The sequence below is a fragment of the Lentilactobacillus kribbianus genome (genome assembly GCF_013184075.1).
Lineage (GTDB): Bacteria > Bacillota > Bacilli > Lactobacillales > Lactobacillaceae > Lentilactobacillus > Lentilactobacillus kribbianus.
In genome coordinates this window covers 224903-238156 of the sequence record NZ_JABEQQ010000001.1, presented here as the reverse complement: position 1 = coordinate 238156, position 13254 = coordinate 224903, and the positions used below count along the sequence as shown (strand labels likewise).

Below are 13254 nucleotides of genomic sequence, written 5' to 3'. Positions count from 1 at the left end.
GTTTTTATAAAAGGTAACGGCGACAGCAAATATCACAAATAAAATTGGCAAAAAGATTTTTTGTTGAGACATCAGACTTAAAATGTAATGGTTGGTGGATCCAAGTATAATTTAGAATGGTGACTAATATAATTACGATTATTTCGCGAGTGGCAAAACCGTAATTACTACCCAACATTTTGTTTAAAGATGGTGTGACCAAGATCACTATGGCCAAAAAACTAGCGAAGACAACAAATAAAAAAAGCCAAGTAATTAATTACTTGGCTTTTGCTTTTATTTATTAAAAGTATCAGCTTCAACTTCACGAATGAAAGTTGCCAAATGATCATAATAAACGGGAGCGTTATCAATCATGTGGTGGTGACCACCATTTGGAGTAGAAACAAACTTAGCGTTTGGAATCATTTCAGCCATTCGCTTACCAGTGGCAACTGGCATTGATTCGTGTTCCCCAAAGGTAACCAAAGTAGGTACCTTGATGTTCTTTAATTGATCGGTGAAGTTCCAATCCTTTAGCTTACCAGTCACAACGAATTCGTTGTCACCTTGAAAGGCACCGTAAATATCAGTATTCATCGTGGATACTAAATGGGCAATTGCAGGTGGTTGTTTGCGATCGATATAGCCACGGTTTAAAATATCAACACATTCTTGATATTTTTCGTTATCATAATCATTTTTAGCTTCGCATTCCTTCATGTAAGCTAATTGATCTGGAGTCAACGCAATTTCTCTAACCTTGTTAAGGTTTTCGGTGTAATCATCAATACGATCTACCATTGATGAAATGATAGCACCCTTCAAATGATCGCCGTATTTAGCAGCATACATTTGCACTAGAGCACCACCCCATGATTGACCAATTAAGTAAAATTTATCGATACCTAATTTTTGGCGAACTTCTTCAACTTCATCTAAGAAGTAGTCGTAGTTCAAAATATCATTGGCGACTTTAGGATCACTAAAATCAGGACTATCTGAGTACCATGATCCTAGTTGATCGTACATGTGTACTTGAACGTTTAATCCTTGTTTCTTTAATTGTTTAGCGGTGTCTTCCCAGTATTCATGACTACCACCAGGGCCACCGTGGAGGGCAAGCAAATGAATGTCGCCTTCGCCGTCGGTACGAGTCCAGAGGTGATAACCATTGTCTAGGGTAATGATTGTGGTTCCTTGTTTCATAATGGCAAAACTCCCTTCTCAGTTTATCTTATAATCATACCACTTTTTAAGGATCTTTTATTGGTGTCTTTTTAACGGAATGTTAATTTGAGACTTACCTAAATCAACTTGGTAAGTGATTTCTTGATTACCACGAAGGGTGGTATTCATATCGGTACCAAAAATGAGTAGGCCAATCCGATGACCAGCAGGCATATGATAAAAGGTTGGTTGTAGTTTTAAGTTAACTTGATAAAAATGATCAGGAGTTAACTCGTCGTTTTGATAATTGTTAGTGCGATTTTGCAAATTCATATGACCAATTGTGATGAGTTTGGCTGGCGTAGTTTGATCGCTTAAAGTAAATTCTTTTAAATCATCAACGGTGTTTCTAAAACCAACGTTGATGGCCTTGGGTTCTAGCACCGTAGGACTGGTAGTCAAGCGCTGAGCATCACCGTAATCAATTAACGCCACACTAATCATTCCGATGTTTTCACTGCTACTAATAGTTAAATCAACGCTTACTTGTCCATCTAAGAAGTGGGGTTGGGTAATCTTAGTGGACATTAAACGGATCCGTTGTTGGGTTAGTGGTGATGATTCCACCAGCATATCGTGATTCCATTGGTTTAGGTCTTTGCTGTATTGTTGGAAAAGATCATCTGGTAAACGGTCGCGATAAGAGGCGATTTCATTAGCTTGTTTTTCCCAAGTACCATCGTTGAGATTGGTGTGATGCCATTCGGGATCTCCGCCCCAGTCACTTTGATCTACCCAAGTTTCTGGACTGACATTATCTTGGACTAGTGTATCGGGAATCAGTTCGTTAGCTTGATTGGCCACATCGTATAGTTTATTGGTTAACCATAAGTTGGCCATTTCATTGAAATCCAGGGAACGGAAGTTGTTAATATAAATATGGCGGCCTTGATGCAAAATGATTTTTTGCGTTACTTTAGTATCCTTTAGACCGTTCCATAAATAAAAAGCATGTTCTGGTTTAACGTTATCGTCGTTTAATCCATGAACAATTAACATATCAGCCTTAACTTTTTTAAGGTTCTTAAGGTAATTACGGTGATCCCAGAATTGATTATAATTACCAGTTTGGCGATCCTGGCCGGAGGTAATTTGTTCTAGATGGTCCTCCCAGAAATCCTTAATATGGTAATAATCACCGGCTTCTTTTTGGCGACTAAAAGTTTCTTCGGCTAATACATCAGCATCTTCACCTTGAAAACCATTAGGAGCAACCACTAAACCATTTTCGCGGTAGTAATCGTACCAGTTAGAAATGCCAGCTTCAACGATGGCCGTTTTCAAACCTTTAACGCCAGTAGTAGCAGCGGCGGTAGCTAATGTTCCTAGATAAGAACGCCCCGTCATGGCCACGCTATGATTGGACCAAAAGGCATCGATGGCGATGTTATCGATGTGGTTAGTAAAAGCAATCCGATCGCCAGTTAACCATTCAATGACCGCTGTGGTGGATAGAGTTTCTTCCTCTGAACCAGTAGTACGAACCCCGTCAGAGTTTTTGGTACCAATACCAGCAGCATAAACCACCGCAAAACCTCGAGCCAAGAAATAGTCGTTTAGTGAATAGGTTGAGTTTGCGACGAATTTTTCTTCAGCAGTAGAAGTATGACCAGTAATTTCTCTGGCTGCAGGTGGGGTAGGTAATTCAAATTCAGTGGTTACGGCTTCCTTAGTAACTGTGGAAACGGTTTTGGGGGTTAGTGGACGATCAACATTGTGCGTTAAACGTTCTCCAGCCTTGTCATTGGTTCCTTGGTTATAAGGACTAGCAGTATATAGCACAGGGACTTTTAGTCCATCTTCGGTTTCTGCTGGGCGAATCACTTCGACTTTTAAGAGGTCTCGTTTACCATCTTGATCAGTATCTAGATCAGATTCCACGTAAACCACGTTATGTAATAATTTACTGGTATCAAATACCGCTTGGGCTTTACCATTAAAGAAAAGTGGTTGGGGTAAAACGTTATCGTCAAAGTATTGAGCGTAATAACCTTGGCTAGCCAAGTAATCAATTAGGCTTTGGCCGTATTTAGTGCGGGTATTGAGTAAGAGATACCATGCATCAATTAAATCAGTTACGTCCAATTCATCGCCAACTTCAGCAATTGGTAAACCTAAGTCATGAAAAGCGGCTAGGGGAGTATTTAAATGAAAGTCCTCGTCCACTTCAAAGCCCAATAACTGTAAAGCAACGTTATAAAAAGCTAGCTTAGAAACGGCACGGTGCTTTTCCGTATATTCGTAAGCATCTTGAGTGGGTGTGGCCATGAGACCGCGAACTTTTTCAACCCGGGTGGTGCGTCCTTGATGTTCAATATAAAATTTTAATAAAAAATGACGCCATAACATTACTGAATCAGTAACTTTGGCTGCTCGAGGAGATAAGAAGCGAATAGCTTTTAATTCCTCGATAATAGTTTCATGTTTAGTAGGTACAATAGCGAATTGATTTATTTTCATCGTAGCGTTCCTCCTTGGTAATGGCTAACTATGATAGGTCTAGTATACAGCATAACCAATCAAATTAGGCCTGGATTATATCCTATGATAAGATTTATTCATAAATACGAAAAGAAATGAGGACTTCAAATGGAATATGTTGGTGCAGTATCACTAATTTTAATGGCAACGCTGTTGGCCGGCGCACTTAGTCAACGATTTGGCTTACCCAACGTAATCGGTCAATTATTGATCGGTATTATTTTGGGACCGGGTGTCTTACACATTTTAAGTGATAATGAATTAATGGCCGCGGGTGCTGAAATTGGGGTAATTATTCTGATGTTTTTGGCCGGGTTAGAAAGCGATCTAGATTTATTAAAGAAATACTTGAAACCGGCTCTAGCAGTGGCGGTTCTGGGAGTGATTCTACCCATGGGGGTTTTTTACGGCTTGGGCTTAATGAATCACCAGGGCTTTGAAAAATCCTTATTTTGGGGCGTCATTTTCTCCGCTACATCGGTTTCTATTAGTGTAGAGGTCTTGCGAGAATTTCATCAATTAAGTAGTAAAGAAGGGGCAACTATTTTGGGGGCCGCAGTGGTAGATGATGTGATTGCGGTGGTCTTGCTTAGTATTTTTACAAGTACCTTTGGTGTGGAAAATAGTGATACCAATTTGTGGTTAGCTAGTTTTTGGCAAATTTTATATTTTGCTGGCGTCTTTGCCTTAGTCAAATGGATAGCGCCATGGTTACTTCATTTTGCCCAACGCGTTCCAGTTCCTTCATCCGTGGCAATCACTTCGATGGCTCTTTGTTTGGCTATGGCTTGGTTAGCAGATGTAGCTGGTTTAAGTGCTGTCGTGGGCGCCTTTTTTGCCGGAATTGCGGTCGGTCGTACCAAGTACCGTGGTGAAGTAGATGAAAATATTAGTCCTATCGGCAATACCTTCTTTGTTCCCATTTTCTTTGTTAGCATTGGCATGGCCATGGAATTTGATGGGGTCTTGCACAACTTAGGTTTCATTATCATCATGACGGTAATGGCCTTGCTTACTAAACATCTGGGTGGCGCTTTGGGGGCTAAATTCACTGGCATGAACTGGAATAGTGCTAATTTGATTGGTTCTGGGATGATTTCTCGTGGAGAAATGGCCTTAATTATTACGCAAATTGGACTAGCAGCTGGACTTTTAGGACGAGAACTATACTCAGAAATTATTATTGTAATTGTATTAACTACAATTGCCGCACCAATCTTATTAAAATATGCTATTAATAAAATTAAAGCCGAATAATTAGGAAGGGAAGTTTTATGATGGTTACCGAATATGCAAGTGGAGCAGTAGTTTATCAAGTTAAAAATCAAAAAGTACAGTATTTATTATTACAAAGTGCTACTGATGACTTCTGGGGATTGCCTAAAGGACACGTAGAACCTAATGAAAATTTGATTGAAACCGCAGTACGTGAAATTTTAGAAGAAACGGATTTAAACACCGAAATTGATAGTGATTTTCAGCAACGAGTAGAATACAATATGAAAAATGGTCACCACAAAATAGTTGACTTCTTTGTCAGTAAAGTACCATCTGATGTTGTCGTTACTAAACAGGATGAAGAAATTGATTCTTTTGGATGGTTTGATTATCCAACGGCTAGAGAAAAACTAACCTATGATAATTTGCGTCGTTTATTAGATGAGGCCAATCAATATATTATTAAAAAGGAAAAAATCGAGGATTAAGATGAGTAAGAACAAAGTTTATGTATTAACTGGTGCTGCGGGATCTGGCAAAACCACGGTCCAACAGTATTTAATGGATCATTATCAAATGGCCAAAGTTATTACTCATACCACTCGAGCTCCCAGAGCTAACGAACAAGATACCGTTGACTATTATTTTGAAACACCCACCAGCTTTGAAAAAAATCATTACTTAGAATCAGTTGATTATTCTGGTAAACGATATGGCTCTTCTATGGAGGGACTCAAGCGAGCTTGGCAAAAAAATTCGAATGCATGTATTGTTTTAGATACAGCTGGAGCCATTACTTACGCTAATGAACTAAAAAGCCAAGCGGTTATCATATATTTACAGGTTAGGGATACAAAGACGTTAGTGCACCGAATGCAGACACGTGGGGATCAAGCAGACGTGATTGAACAACGCTTGCATAGTGATGAAAATCAGCGAGATTTGCATTTGCCAGCAGCATTAATAAACGTGGCTCACGTGATTAATAATGATGATTGGCAGTCCACCAAGCAACAAGTGGATCAAATTGTTGCCCAAACTACACTAACGGATTAATTTGCGTTTCTAACTGAGTGTGTTACTATCTTAAATAGTAATAATTACTTTTAGGAACGAATCAATGAGGTGAGCTGATATGACAATTCAATTGGAAGACGCAACCCAAGTCTTACGAGAAAACCATTATAAAATTACGAAACAGCGAAAAGCGATGCTATCATATTTGATTGATCAAGCGGACTGCAAGTACATTCCCGTCACCAGTATCGATCAATTTATGCGCCAAAGCTTTCCGAATATGAGCCACAATACTATTTATCGTAATATTGCTGAATTTACTGAATTGGGCATTGTAGAAAAAAGTGTCCAGGGTGAACAAGCAGCCGTTAAATTTCAGTGCGACTTCAAGCATGAACATCACCATCACTTTGTTTGTCAAAACTGTGGTAAGGTCCGAGAATTACCAGAATGTCCACTAGGGGTTGATGTTCAAACTGAGTTAAGTGGTTGTGAAATTTCTGCTCACTCGTTTACGGTTTATGGTACCTGTGAGGATTGTTTACACGCACAACAACTTAAGGAATAATTAATGAAAATGTTACTGATTATTGACAAATTTGTGGGATAATGATGGCTATCAAAAATCGGGAAGGAAGGTCGAAAATGGATAATCGTATTCCCCCGTTGGTAACCCCGTTTGCTATTTTGTCAATCTCATTAGCGCTGGGTGCTACTAACGTGGTAGTCAATCAAGCTACTTCGACTAATGAAGGTAGTCCAACGTCGTCACAAACCTCAAAGCAAAAGAAATTATCTAACGCCTTTTTTGGTGATAATACCAATAAAAAGACTGATGATTCAGATAGTAAAAAAGCTAGCGATGAATCGACCGCTAAAGATGATTCAGAAGAAAAAACAGAATCGGAAAATAATCCTGAGAAGGAAACCGGATCTGACTCAACGTCAACTGAAAACAATAATTCTAGTGGTGGTAAGGATTCAACGACTGGTAATAATTCTAATAATGGTGGGACAACCAATAACTCAGATTCATCAGCTAATACCGATAAAAATAGTGACAGTAGTGCCACTGCTGATGCTACTGCTGATAACGATGCCACTAATGATGGTGAAGAGGAGCGGTCAGCAACGACAGCTGGCAACAATGCTCGAACCACTTCTGGTGCTAATACTGATGCCGGGACCACTACAAAGGAGGCTAGCTAATAATGTTTAGTTTCTTAGACATAGTTAACCACTATTTGGGTTATTTTAATATCAATACTACGGTGAAAAGTCGAATCTATACTCTATTAGGATTGTTAGGTGATGGATACCTGTTTTACGTGGCTATTAGATTCTTTCAAAATGGCTACTTTTCGCGTGGTGCTTTATTTTTAATCGTTGCGGTTGGACTATTATACTTTGCGATTGGTAATTTATTTTATTATTTTACTAAGCGTCAGTTTAAGTTTGATATTTCACCATGGTTATCTCGTAAATTACACATTGCACCAAAGCCTCAACCTGAGGTAGCTGAAATGCAGCGGGTGCGAGCAGTTAATATGCCGGCTAATGGATTATTTGATGAACAACATGTTTTACCGGCTAAATTAACGGTGTCTGATACGGACAAGCGTAATTTAAACACCTTGGTAACCCAATTAATGCAAATGGGTTTATTGAAACCGGATTATGAAGGTCGTTCTGATCGAAAAATTACTGAAATGTTACGCCACAACGGTGGTAAACCAGTTTATGCTATTGGTTTGGGAGTGATGTTGCCTTACTTTGAAATGCATCATGAAGGGAGCCAATACGTCATTTATGGTGGAATTAACCAAGCCGAAGTAGTTCGTCTCGGTAGCGTCCATCAGGTAGGATTGCAATCAATTTCGGCAGCTGATCAGTTAGCAGTTGATTTTTATTTAGCTTCCGTCACCGTAGTTGGTGGACCCTTTAAGTTAAAAGGACGTTCTGAAATTATCGAACATCCCGCTGAATATGATGTTGCTGTTAGAGTCGCATATAAAAAAACAGAATAAAAAAAGTCACTGAAGTGCTAATTACTTCGGTGGCTTTTTTAATTAGGCGTCATTTTTGACCCATTATCTTAAACTAATCTAGAATTAAAAAAAGAGATTAACTCGGTTTTTAATCGATGAAATAAAGGAGGGGCAAATTATGGCAATGATCGAATTTAAAAATGTTCAAAAATATTTCGGTGAATTTCATGCCTTAAAAAATATTAACCTCAAGGTAGATACTGGTGAAATAATTGTTGTTATTGGCCCGTCAGGTTCTGGTAAATCTACGTTGATTAGAACCATTAACGGACTAGAAACGATTCAAGAAGGACAATTGATTGTTAATAATCATGATTTGGCTAGCAAACAAACTAATTTGAATTTGATTAGAAAAGATGTCGGGATGGTCTTTCAACATTTTAATTTGTATGCTAATAAAAATATCTTGGAAAACGTGATGTTAGCGCCACGTATTGTCTTAAAACGCAATGAAGCCGAAAATAAGAAAATTGCTTTAGAGTTACTGGAAAAAGTAGGCTTAGCTGACCAAACTAGAAAATACCCGAGGCAACTATCTGGTGGCCAACAACAACGAGTAGCCATTGCACGTTCGTTAGCAATGAAACCGAAATGTCTGTTATTTGATGAACCAACGAGCGCACTGGATCCCGAAATGATTGACGATGTTTTAAACGTAATGAAGGACATTGCCAGTGATTCTGATATGACTATCGTGGTTGTGACCCATGAAATGGGATTTGCTAAAGAGGTCGCTGACCGCGTTATTTTTATGGCGGATGGCAAAATTTTAGAAGATGATTCGACAGCTGAATTCTTCACACAACCGAAGAATGATCGAGCTCGGCGCTTTTTAAGTAAAATTTTAGAACACTAATTCAGCAAAGGAGGATCAGTTATGAAAGTCAAACAATGGCGTTTCGGATTACTGACAACCTTGCTAATGCTGATCATGGTGGTTAGTGGGTGTGGTAGTCGATCATTAGCAACTAAAAATATTTTAAAAGAAGATCAAAAAACACAAGCCATTACGTGGGGAGTAAAAGCTGATACTAGGCTATTTGGTTTAATGGATGTTAAGGATAATCAAATTAAGGGCTTTGAAATTGATTTGGCCAAGGCGTTAACTAAAGAAATGTTAGGCAAAAATGGCCAAGCTAAGTTTATTCAGGTAAATAGTCAAACCCGAATGCCGTTACTTAAAAACGGAAACATCGACGCGATTATTGCGACGATGACGATTACCCCGGAACGAGAAAAACAAGTAGATTTTAGTCGGTCGTATTTTGATGCTGGTCAGGCTATTTTGGTTAAAAATGGTAGTCCCATTAAAAATGTAGCTGATTTAAATCAAAAAAAGGCAACCGTTTTAGGTGTGGTTGGGTCTAATTCAGTGCAAACTATTAAAAAATTCGCTCCCAAAGCCAAATTAATGCAGCTATCTGATTATTCCCAAGCACTAACAGCGTTAAAATCCGGTCAAGGTGATGCTTTAACGACTGATAACGGTATTTTATACGGGATGGCGGCGGAAAATCCGGGCTACTCAGTGGTAGGTGGTACCTTCACTAAAGAACCTTATGGAGTTGCTGTTAATAAAAATCAAACTGATTTTCGCAATGCGGTCAATGTCGCATTGACTAAAATAGAAAAATCAGGTGATTATAATCGATTATTAAAGAAATGGTTTGGACACGTCAAAGGTTTCAACTATAAGGAGGTCCAGCGATGATTAATATCTTTCAAAACTATGGGAGTCAATTGTGGCAGGGCTTTTGGCAAACCATCATCTGCAGTATTATCTCGTTATTCTTCGCTTTGATTATTGGTTCTGGCTTCGCCATTTTAGAAACCGTACCTAATAAATGGACGCATTTGATTGCCCGAATGTATATTGAATTATTCAGAAACATTCCGTTGCTAGTTATTACCATGTTCTTTTACGTCGTAATTCCAATGTATTTCGTGAAAATTAGTGGTTTTGCAGCCGGTACCATTGGTTTAACTATTTATTCTTCGGCCTTTATTGCTGAAACAGTTCGTTCAGGAATTCAGTCTGTCGATGTCGGGCAGATTGAAGGCGCCCGAGCTAACGGCCTCACGTTCTGGCAAACAATGGTTCACATTGTTTTACCACAAGCGTTTCGCTATGTATTACCGCCACTGGGTAATCAATTTATTAATTTAGTCAAAAATTCTTCTGTTTTAGCCTTTGTGGCCGGCTTTGATTTAATGTATCAAGGTAATGTTATTGCTTCTGACTCATTGCAAAGTATGAATGCATACCTGTGTGTGGGGCTATTATATTTGGTAATCACGTTACCGCTTAGCTACTACATGCGTTACTTAGAACGCCGGACGCTTAAGGGAGGGGCATGATTATGTTAGATAATTTGATGCAAGCATACTCATTTATCAACATGCGCTTTCTATTAGAAGGGGCGTGGGTTACGATTCAGGTATCGGTAATATCCATTGCATTTAGTTATTTATTTGGAATTATTTTAGGGATTTTACGATACGTTAACTTTAAAATAATTTCAGCGGCATTAGGCTTTGTGATTGATATTATTCGAAATTTACCATTGATTTTGATCATGTTTTTTACTTACTTTGGCTTACCCCAAATTGGGTTTAAACCTACGCCATTTTGGGCGGCCATTATTGCTTTAATCATCTTTGAATCAGCGATGGTCGCCGAAATTGTCCGGGCCGGCATTCAATCGATTGATCCAGGACAAATGGAAGGGGCGCGGGCTAATGGAATGACCTATTGGCAAGCGTTATGGTTCATTTTGCTGCCCCAGGCACTCACAAATATGATTCCAGCGATTGTTAGTCAATTTATTTCCTTGGTTAAGGATACTTCGTTGGCAACAATTATCGTATTACCGGATTTAATGAACCATGCGCAAATCATTTATGGTCAAAATACCAACTATACAATTCCAATGTTTATTGCATTAGCGGCAATGTATTTTGTGGTATGTTACGCCTTATCATTGTTATCTAAGTATTTGGAACGACGACAACGATATCAAGGGAAACCAGCTAATAATTAAAAAAAGCTACCGTTTTAAAACGGTAGCTTTTTATTTATTCTTCAGTTACTTCAAATTTGGCAAAGCGATTTAAATCAGCGCCACCTAATTCAACCGTTATTTTAGTGCCATCAGCGAGATAATCCGTTGATAAGATATTAGCATTTTCATTGAGATAATTAATGATATCGCCACGATCAAATGGAATCATCAAAGTTTTAGTTTCATAATCATCAAAAATATTTTCAACAATCATTTCCACCAAGTTTTGAATTGAAGCATCGTCGGTAGCGGCCATAATTAGATCGTTGCCTTCGCGAGTTGGATAAGGACCTTCCAACTTATCAGCTTTGTTTAACGCAATAATCATTGGCTGACCAGTAACGCCGATTTCATTTAAAGTATCAGCGGTAGTTTTCATCATTAACTGGTAATTTGGATCAGAATAATCGACTACTTGAACAAGTAAATCAGCATTAGCCGCTTCGGCCAAAGTGGATTTAAAAGCTTGGACTAATTGGTGAGGTAATTGACTTACAAAACCAACCGTATCACTTAAAAGGAAAGTTTTTTGATCGGGTAAAGTCAGTTTTCTGACGGATGTATCTAAAGTAGCAAATAACATATTTTTAACCATTACTTGCTTTTCTTCATTTTCACCAAAACGAGAAATTAAAGCGTTCATAATAGTGGATTTACCGGCGTTGGTATAACCGACTAAAGCCACGGTTGGTAATTCACTCCGATCACGTTGCTTTCGCTTGGTATCGTTAGCCTTTTGGGCTTCCTTTAATTCAGCTTGAACATGAGAGATCCGATCCTGTAAGGTACGCCGACTTAATTCTAGTTGAGATTCACCAGCACCCCGGTTAGTAAAGCCCCCGCCAGCGCTAGTACCAGTTTGTTGGTCTAAACGTTGGTTGGCACTCGTATGCAAACGTGGTAATTGGTATTTTAAACGAGCCAATTCTACTTGAAGTTTGGCTTCGCTTGATTGAGCTCGATTGGCAAAAATTTCTAAAATTAAGCCAGTTCGGTCAATTACTCGAGCGGCAATATTTTTTTCGATGTTTCGAATTTGACTAGGTGATAATTCATCATTAGCGATCACCATATCGACACCGGTATCTTGAACTAATTGAGCTAATTCTTCGATTTTACCTTTGCCAAAGTATGTCGCCGCATCGGGACGATCTAACTTTTGGGTGAGGGTGGCCACCACGTTCATATTGTTGGCGGTCACTAAGTTATTTAATTCTTCAACCGAATATTCGAAATTAATCTTTTTTCGGTCAAGCGCGATGGTAATTACTGGAGTAGTTGTAATATCAGTCATTTACTGACCTCCTTTGTTGGCCTTAATTATAGCATAGCTAGTAGTTAAACCCACTGTTTTTCGATTGAAATTAGTCGAGATAAAAAGCCGTGACTATAAGCCACGACCTCAAAGAAATTAGATGTTATCACTAACATTATTGAAATATTCAACCGTCATGTTGGTACCATCCCAAACAAATTTAGAAACACTACCATTAAGAGTTGATTGAGCTACATCAATATCTTTGTTCCATTTGCTAACCATACTCCGGATTAAAGTACCATGAGTAGCAATTAAGATATTGTCGCCATCTTTAGCTTCTGCTAAGACCCGATCGATTCCTGGTTGTAAGCGAGCCCAGAATTCTTCGTTAGTTTCAGCATCACCATAAGGATCGGCAGCGGCAATCATATCTTTTGAACCTTCAATGGTGTTAGCTGCAATAATTTCATTAAATGAGTTTTGACCAAGTGGGCCACCGACAATGTGCCAAGTATTGGTATTATCATTGCCTTCAAAATAACCAAAGTTTTCTTCACGAAAAGCAGGTTCAACTTCGGGCTCACTTAATTGACTAGGATTTTCTTGTAAAATTAATTTCCCGGTGTGAATAGCCCGAGGTGAGTTGCTACTATAAGCCCGATCAAAATTGATTTTGCTGAGTCGTTTTCCGGCTGCAATGGCATCCGCAATACCTTGTTCAGTGAGGGCAGAATCAGCAACTCCTTGAATCCGGTGATACTTGTTTAGATAGGTTTGTCCGTGGCGGACAGCGTATAAAGTAATTGCCATGTAAATTCTCCTATATCTTTTCTTGGAAATTAGGTATAGCATACCATATATCATGACTTTTGCAAACTATACCAATTATGTTGAATTGGTATAGCAACCGTTTTCTTTAATTGCTTCAAGAGGGGTTGTGTGCTAAACTATTATGTCAAGT

14 protein-coding genes are annotated in these 13254 nt (G+C 38.7%); 10 read left to right on the top strand and 4 right to left on the bottom strand.

What is annotated here, in order from left to right:
- Positions 1-276 precede the first annotated feature (276 nt).
- Both HII32_RS01370 and HII32_RS01365 read right to left on the bottom strand, forming a co-directional pair.
- Positions 277-1188 (bottom strand): proline-specific peptidase family protein, encoded by a 912-nt coding sequence (locus tag HII32_RS01370; protein WP_172187565.1) that lies wholly within the window; start codon positions 1186-1188, stop codon positions 277-279.
- A 57-nt stretch (positions 1189-1245) separates the two neighbouring features.
- Positions 1246-3669, bottom strand: a complete 2424-nt coding sequence (locus HII32_RS01365; RefSeq protein ID WP_172187563.1) for a Xaa-Pro dipeptidyl-peptidase — start codon at positions 3667-3669, stop codon at positions 1246-1248.
- A 129-nt stretch (positions 3670-3798) separates the two neighbouring features.
- On the opposite strand from HII32_RS01365, the gene HII32_RS01360 reads away from it, so the two are divergent.
- The 10 genes from HII32_RS01360 (at position 3799) to HII32_RS01315 (ending at position 11014) form a co-directional block, all read left to right on the top strand.
- Positions 3799-4947 (top strand): cation:proton antiporter, encoded by a 1149-nt coding sequence (locus tag HII32_RS01360; protein WP_172187561.1) that lies wholly within the window; start codon positions 3799-3801, stop codon positions 4945-4947.
- Between the two features lie 20 nt (positions 4948-4967).
- The gene (locus HII32_RS01355; RefSeq protein ID WP_172188731.1) at positions 4968-5396 is read left to right on the top strand and encodes a bis(5'-nucleosyl)-tetraphosphatase; all 429 of its coding nucleotides are present in this window, start codon (positions 4968-4970) and stop codon (positions 5394-5396) included.
- Between the two features lies 1 nt (position 5397).
- Positions 5398-5964, top strand: coding sequence for a guanylate kinase (locus HII32_RS01350; protein ID WP_172187559.1), 567 nt, complete (start codon positions 5398-5400; stop codon positions 5962-5964).
- Positions 5965-6043: 79 nt separating this feature from the next.
- On the top strand, positions 6044-6493 hold the full coding sequence (locus HII32_RS01345; protein ID WP_172187557.1) for a Fur family transcriptional regulator: 450 nt from the start codon (positions 6044-6046) through the stop codon (positions 6491-6493).
- A gap of 77 nt (positions 6494-6570) precedes the next feature.
- The gene (locus HII32_RS01340) at positions 6571-7134 is read left to right on the top strand and encodes a hypothetical protein (protein WP_172187554.1); all 564 of its coding nucleotides are present in this window, start codon (positions 6571-6573) and stop codon (positions 7132-7134) included.
- Between the two features lie 2 nt (positions 7135-7136).
- Positions 7137-7952 (top strand): DUF6681 family protein, encoded by an 816-nt coding sequence (locus HII32_RS01335; RefSeq protein ID WP_172187552.1) that lies wholly within the window; start codon positions 7137-7139, stop codon positions 7950-7952.
- A gap of 139 nt (positions 7953-8091) precedes the next feature.
- Positions 8092-8829: an amino acid ABC transporter ATP-binding protein gene (locus tag HII32_RS01330; protein ID WP_281355374.1), complete on the top strand. Its 738-nt coding sequence runs from the start codon at positions 8092-8094 to the stop codon at positions 8827-8829.
- Positions 8830-8850: 21 nt separating this feature from the next.
- Positions 8851-9684, top strand: coding sequence for a transporter substrate-binding domain-containing protein (locus HII32_RS01325; protein ID WP_172187550.1), 834 nt, complete (start codon positions 8851-8853; stop codon positions 9682-9684).
- On the top strand, positions 9681-10331 hold the full coding sequence (locus HII32_RS01320) for an amino acid ABC transporter permease (RefSeq protein WP_172187548.1): 651 nt from the start codon (positions 9681-9683) through the stop codon (positions 10329-10331). Before HII32_RS01325 ends, HII32_RS01320 begins: the two co-directional genes overlap by 4 nt.
- Before the next feature lie 2 nt (positions 10332-10333).
- Complete coding sequence (locus HII32_RS01315) at positions 10334-11014, top strand: amino acid ABC transporter permease (RefSeq protein ID WP_172187546.1); 681 nt, start codon at positions 10334-10336, stop codon at positions 11012-11014.
- Positions 11015-11048: 34 nt separating this feature from the next.
- On the opposite strand, the gene hflX is transcribed toward HII32_RS01315, so the two are convergent.
- A complete protein-coding gene (hflX, locus tag HII32_RS01310; RefSeq protein WP_172187544.1) occupies positions 11049-12329 on the bottom strand; it encodes a GTPase HflX in 1281 nt (426 codons plus the stop codon).
- A 117-nt stretch (positions 12330-12446) separates the two neighbouring features.
- Positions 12447-13103 (bottom strand): histidine phosphatase family protein, encoded by a 657-nt coding sequence (locus HII32_RS01305; RefSeq protein WP_172187542.1) that lies wholly within the window; start codon positions 13101-13103, stop codon positions 12447-12449.
- Positions 13104-13254: the final 151 nt, after the last annotated feature.

What these genes read in the sequence shown, in the direction of transcription:
- HII32_RS01305 (WP_172187542.1), bottom strand. Translation starts at nt 13,103, where the DNA reads ATGGCAATTACTTTATACGCTGTCCGCCACGGACAAACCTATCTAAAC.
- HII32_RS01365 (WP_172187563.1), bottom strand. Translation starts at nt 3,669, where the DNA reads ATGAAAATAAATCAATTCGCTATTGTACCTACTAAACATGAAACTATT.
- hflX (WP_172187544.1), bottom strand. Translation starts at nt 12,329, where the DNA reads ATGACTGATATTACAACTACTCCAGTAATTACCATCGCGCTTGACCGA.
- HII32_RS01355 (WP_172188731.1), top strand. Translation starts at nt 4,968, where the DNA reads ATGGTTACCGAATATGCAAGTGGAGCAGTAGTTTATCAAGTTAAAAAT.
- HII32_RS01345 (WP_172187557.1), top strand. Translation starts at nt 6,044, where the DNA reads ATGACAATTCAATTGGAAGACGCAACCCAAGTCTTACGAGAAAACCAT.
- HII32_RS01370 (WP_172187565.1), bottom strand. Translation starts at nt 1,188, where the DNA reads ATGAAACAAGGAACCACAATCATTACCCTAGACAATGGTTATCACCTC.
- HII32_RS01335 (WP_172187552.1), top strand. Translation starts at nt 7,137, where the DNA reads ATGTTTAGTTTCTTAGACATAGTTAACCACTATTTGGGTTATTTTAAT.
- HII32_RS01315 (WP_172187546.1), top strand. Translation starts at nt 10,334, where the DNA reads ATGTTAGATAATTTGATGCAAGCATACTCATTTATCAACATGCGCTTT.
- HII32_RS01330 (WP_281355374.1), top strand. Translation starts at nt 8,092, where the DNA reads ATGGCAATGATCGAATTTAAAAATGTTCAAAAATATTTCGGTGAATTT.
- HII32_RS01360 (WP_172187561.1), top strand. Translation starts at nt 3,799, where the DNA reads ATGGAATATGTTGGTGCAGTATCACTAATTTTAATGGCAACGCTGTTG.
- HII32_RS01320 (WP_172187548.1), top strand. Translation starts at nt 9,681, where the DNA reads ATGATTAATATCTTTCAAAACTATGGGAGTCAATTGTGGCAGGGCTTT.
- HII32_RS01350 (WP_172187559.1), top strand. Translation starts at nt 5,398, where the DNA reads ATGAGTAAGAACAAAGTTTATGTATTAACTGGTGCTGCGGGATCTGGC.
- HII32_RS01340 (WP_172187554.1), top strand. Translation starts at nt 6,571, where the DNA reads ATGGATAATCGTATTCCCCCGTTGGTAACCCCGTTTGCTATTTTGTCA.
- HII32_RS01325 (WP_172187550.1), top strand. Translation starts at nt 8,851, where the DNA reads ATGAAAGTCAAACAATGGCGTTTCGGATTACTGACAACCTTGCTAATG.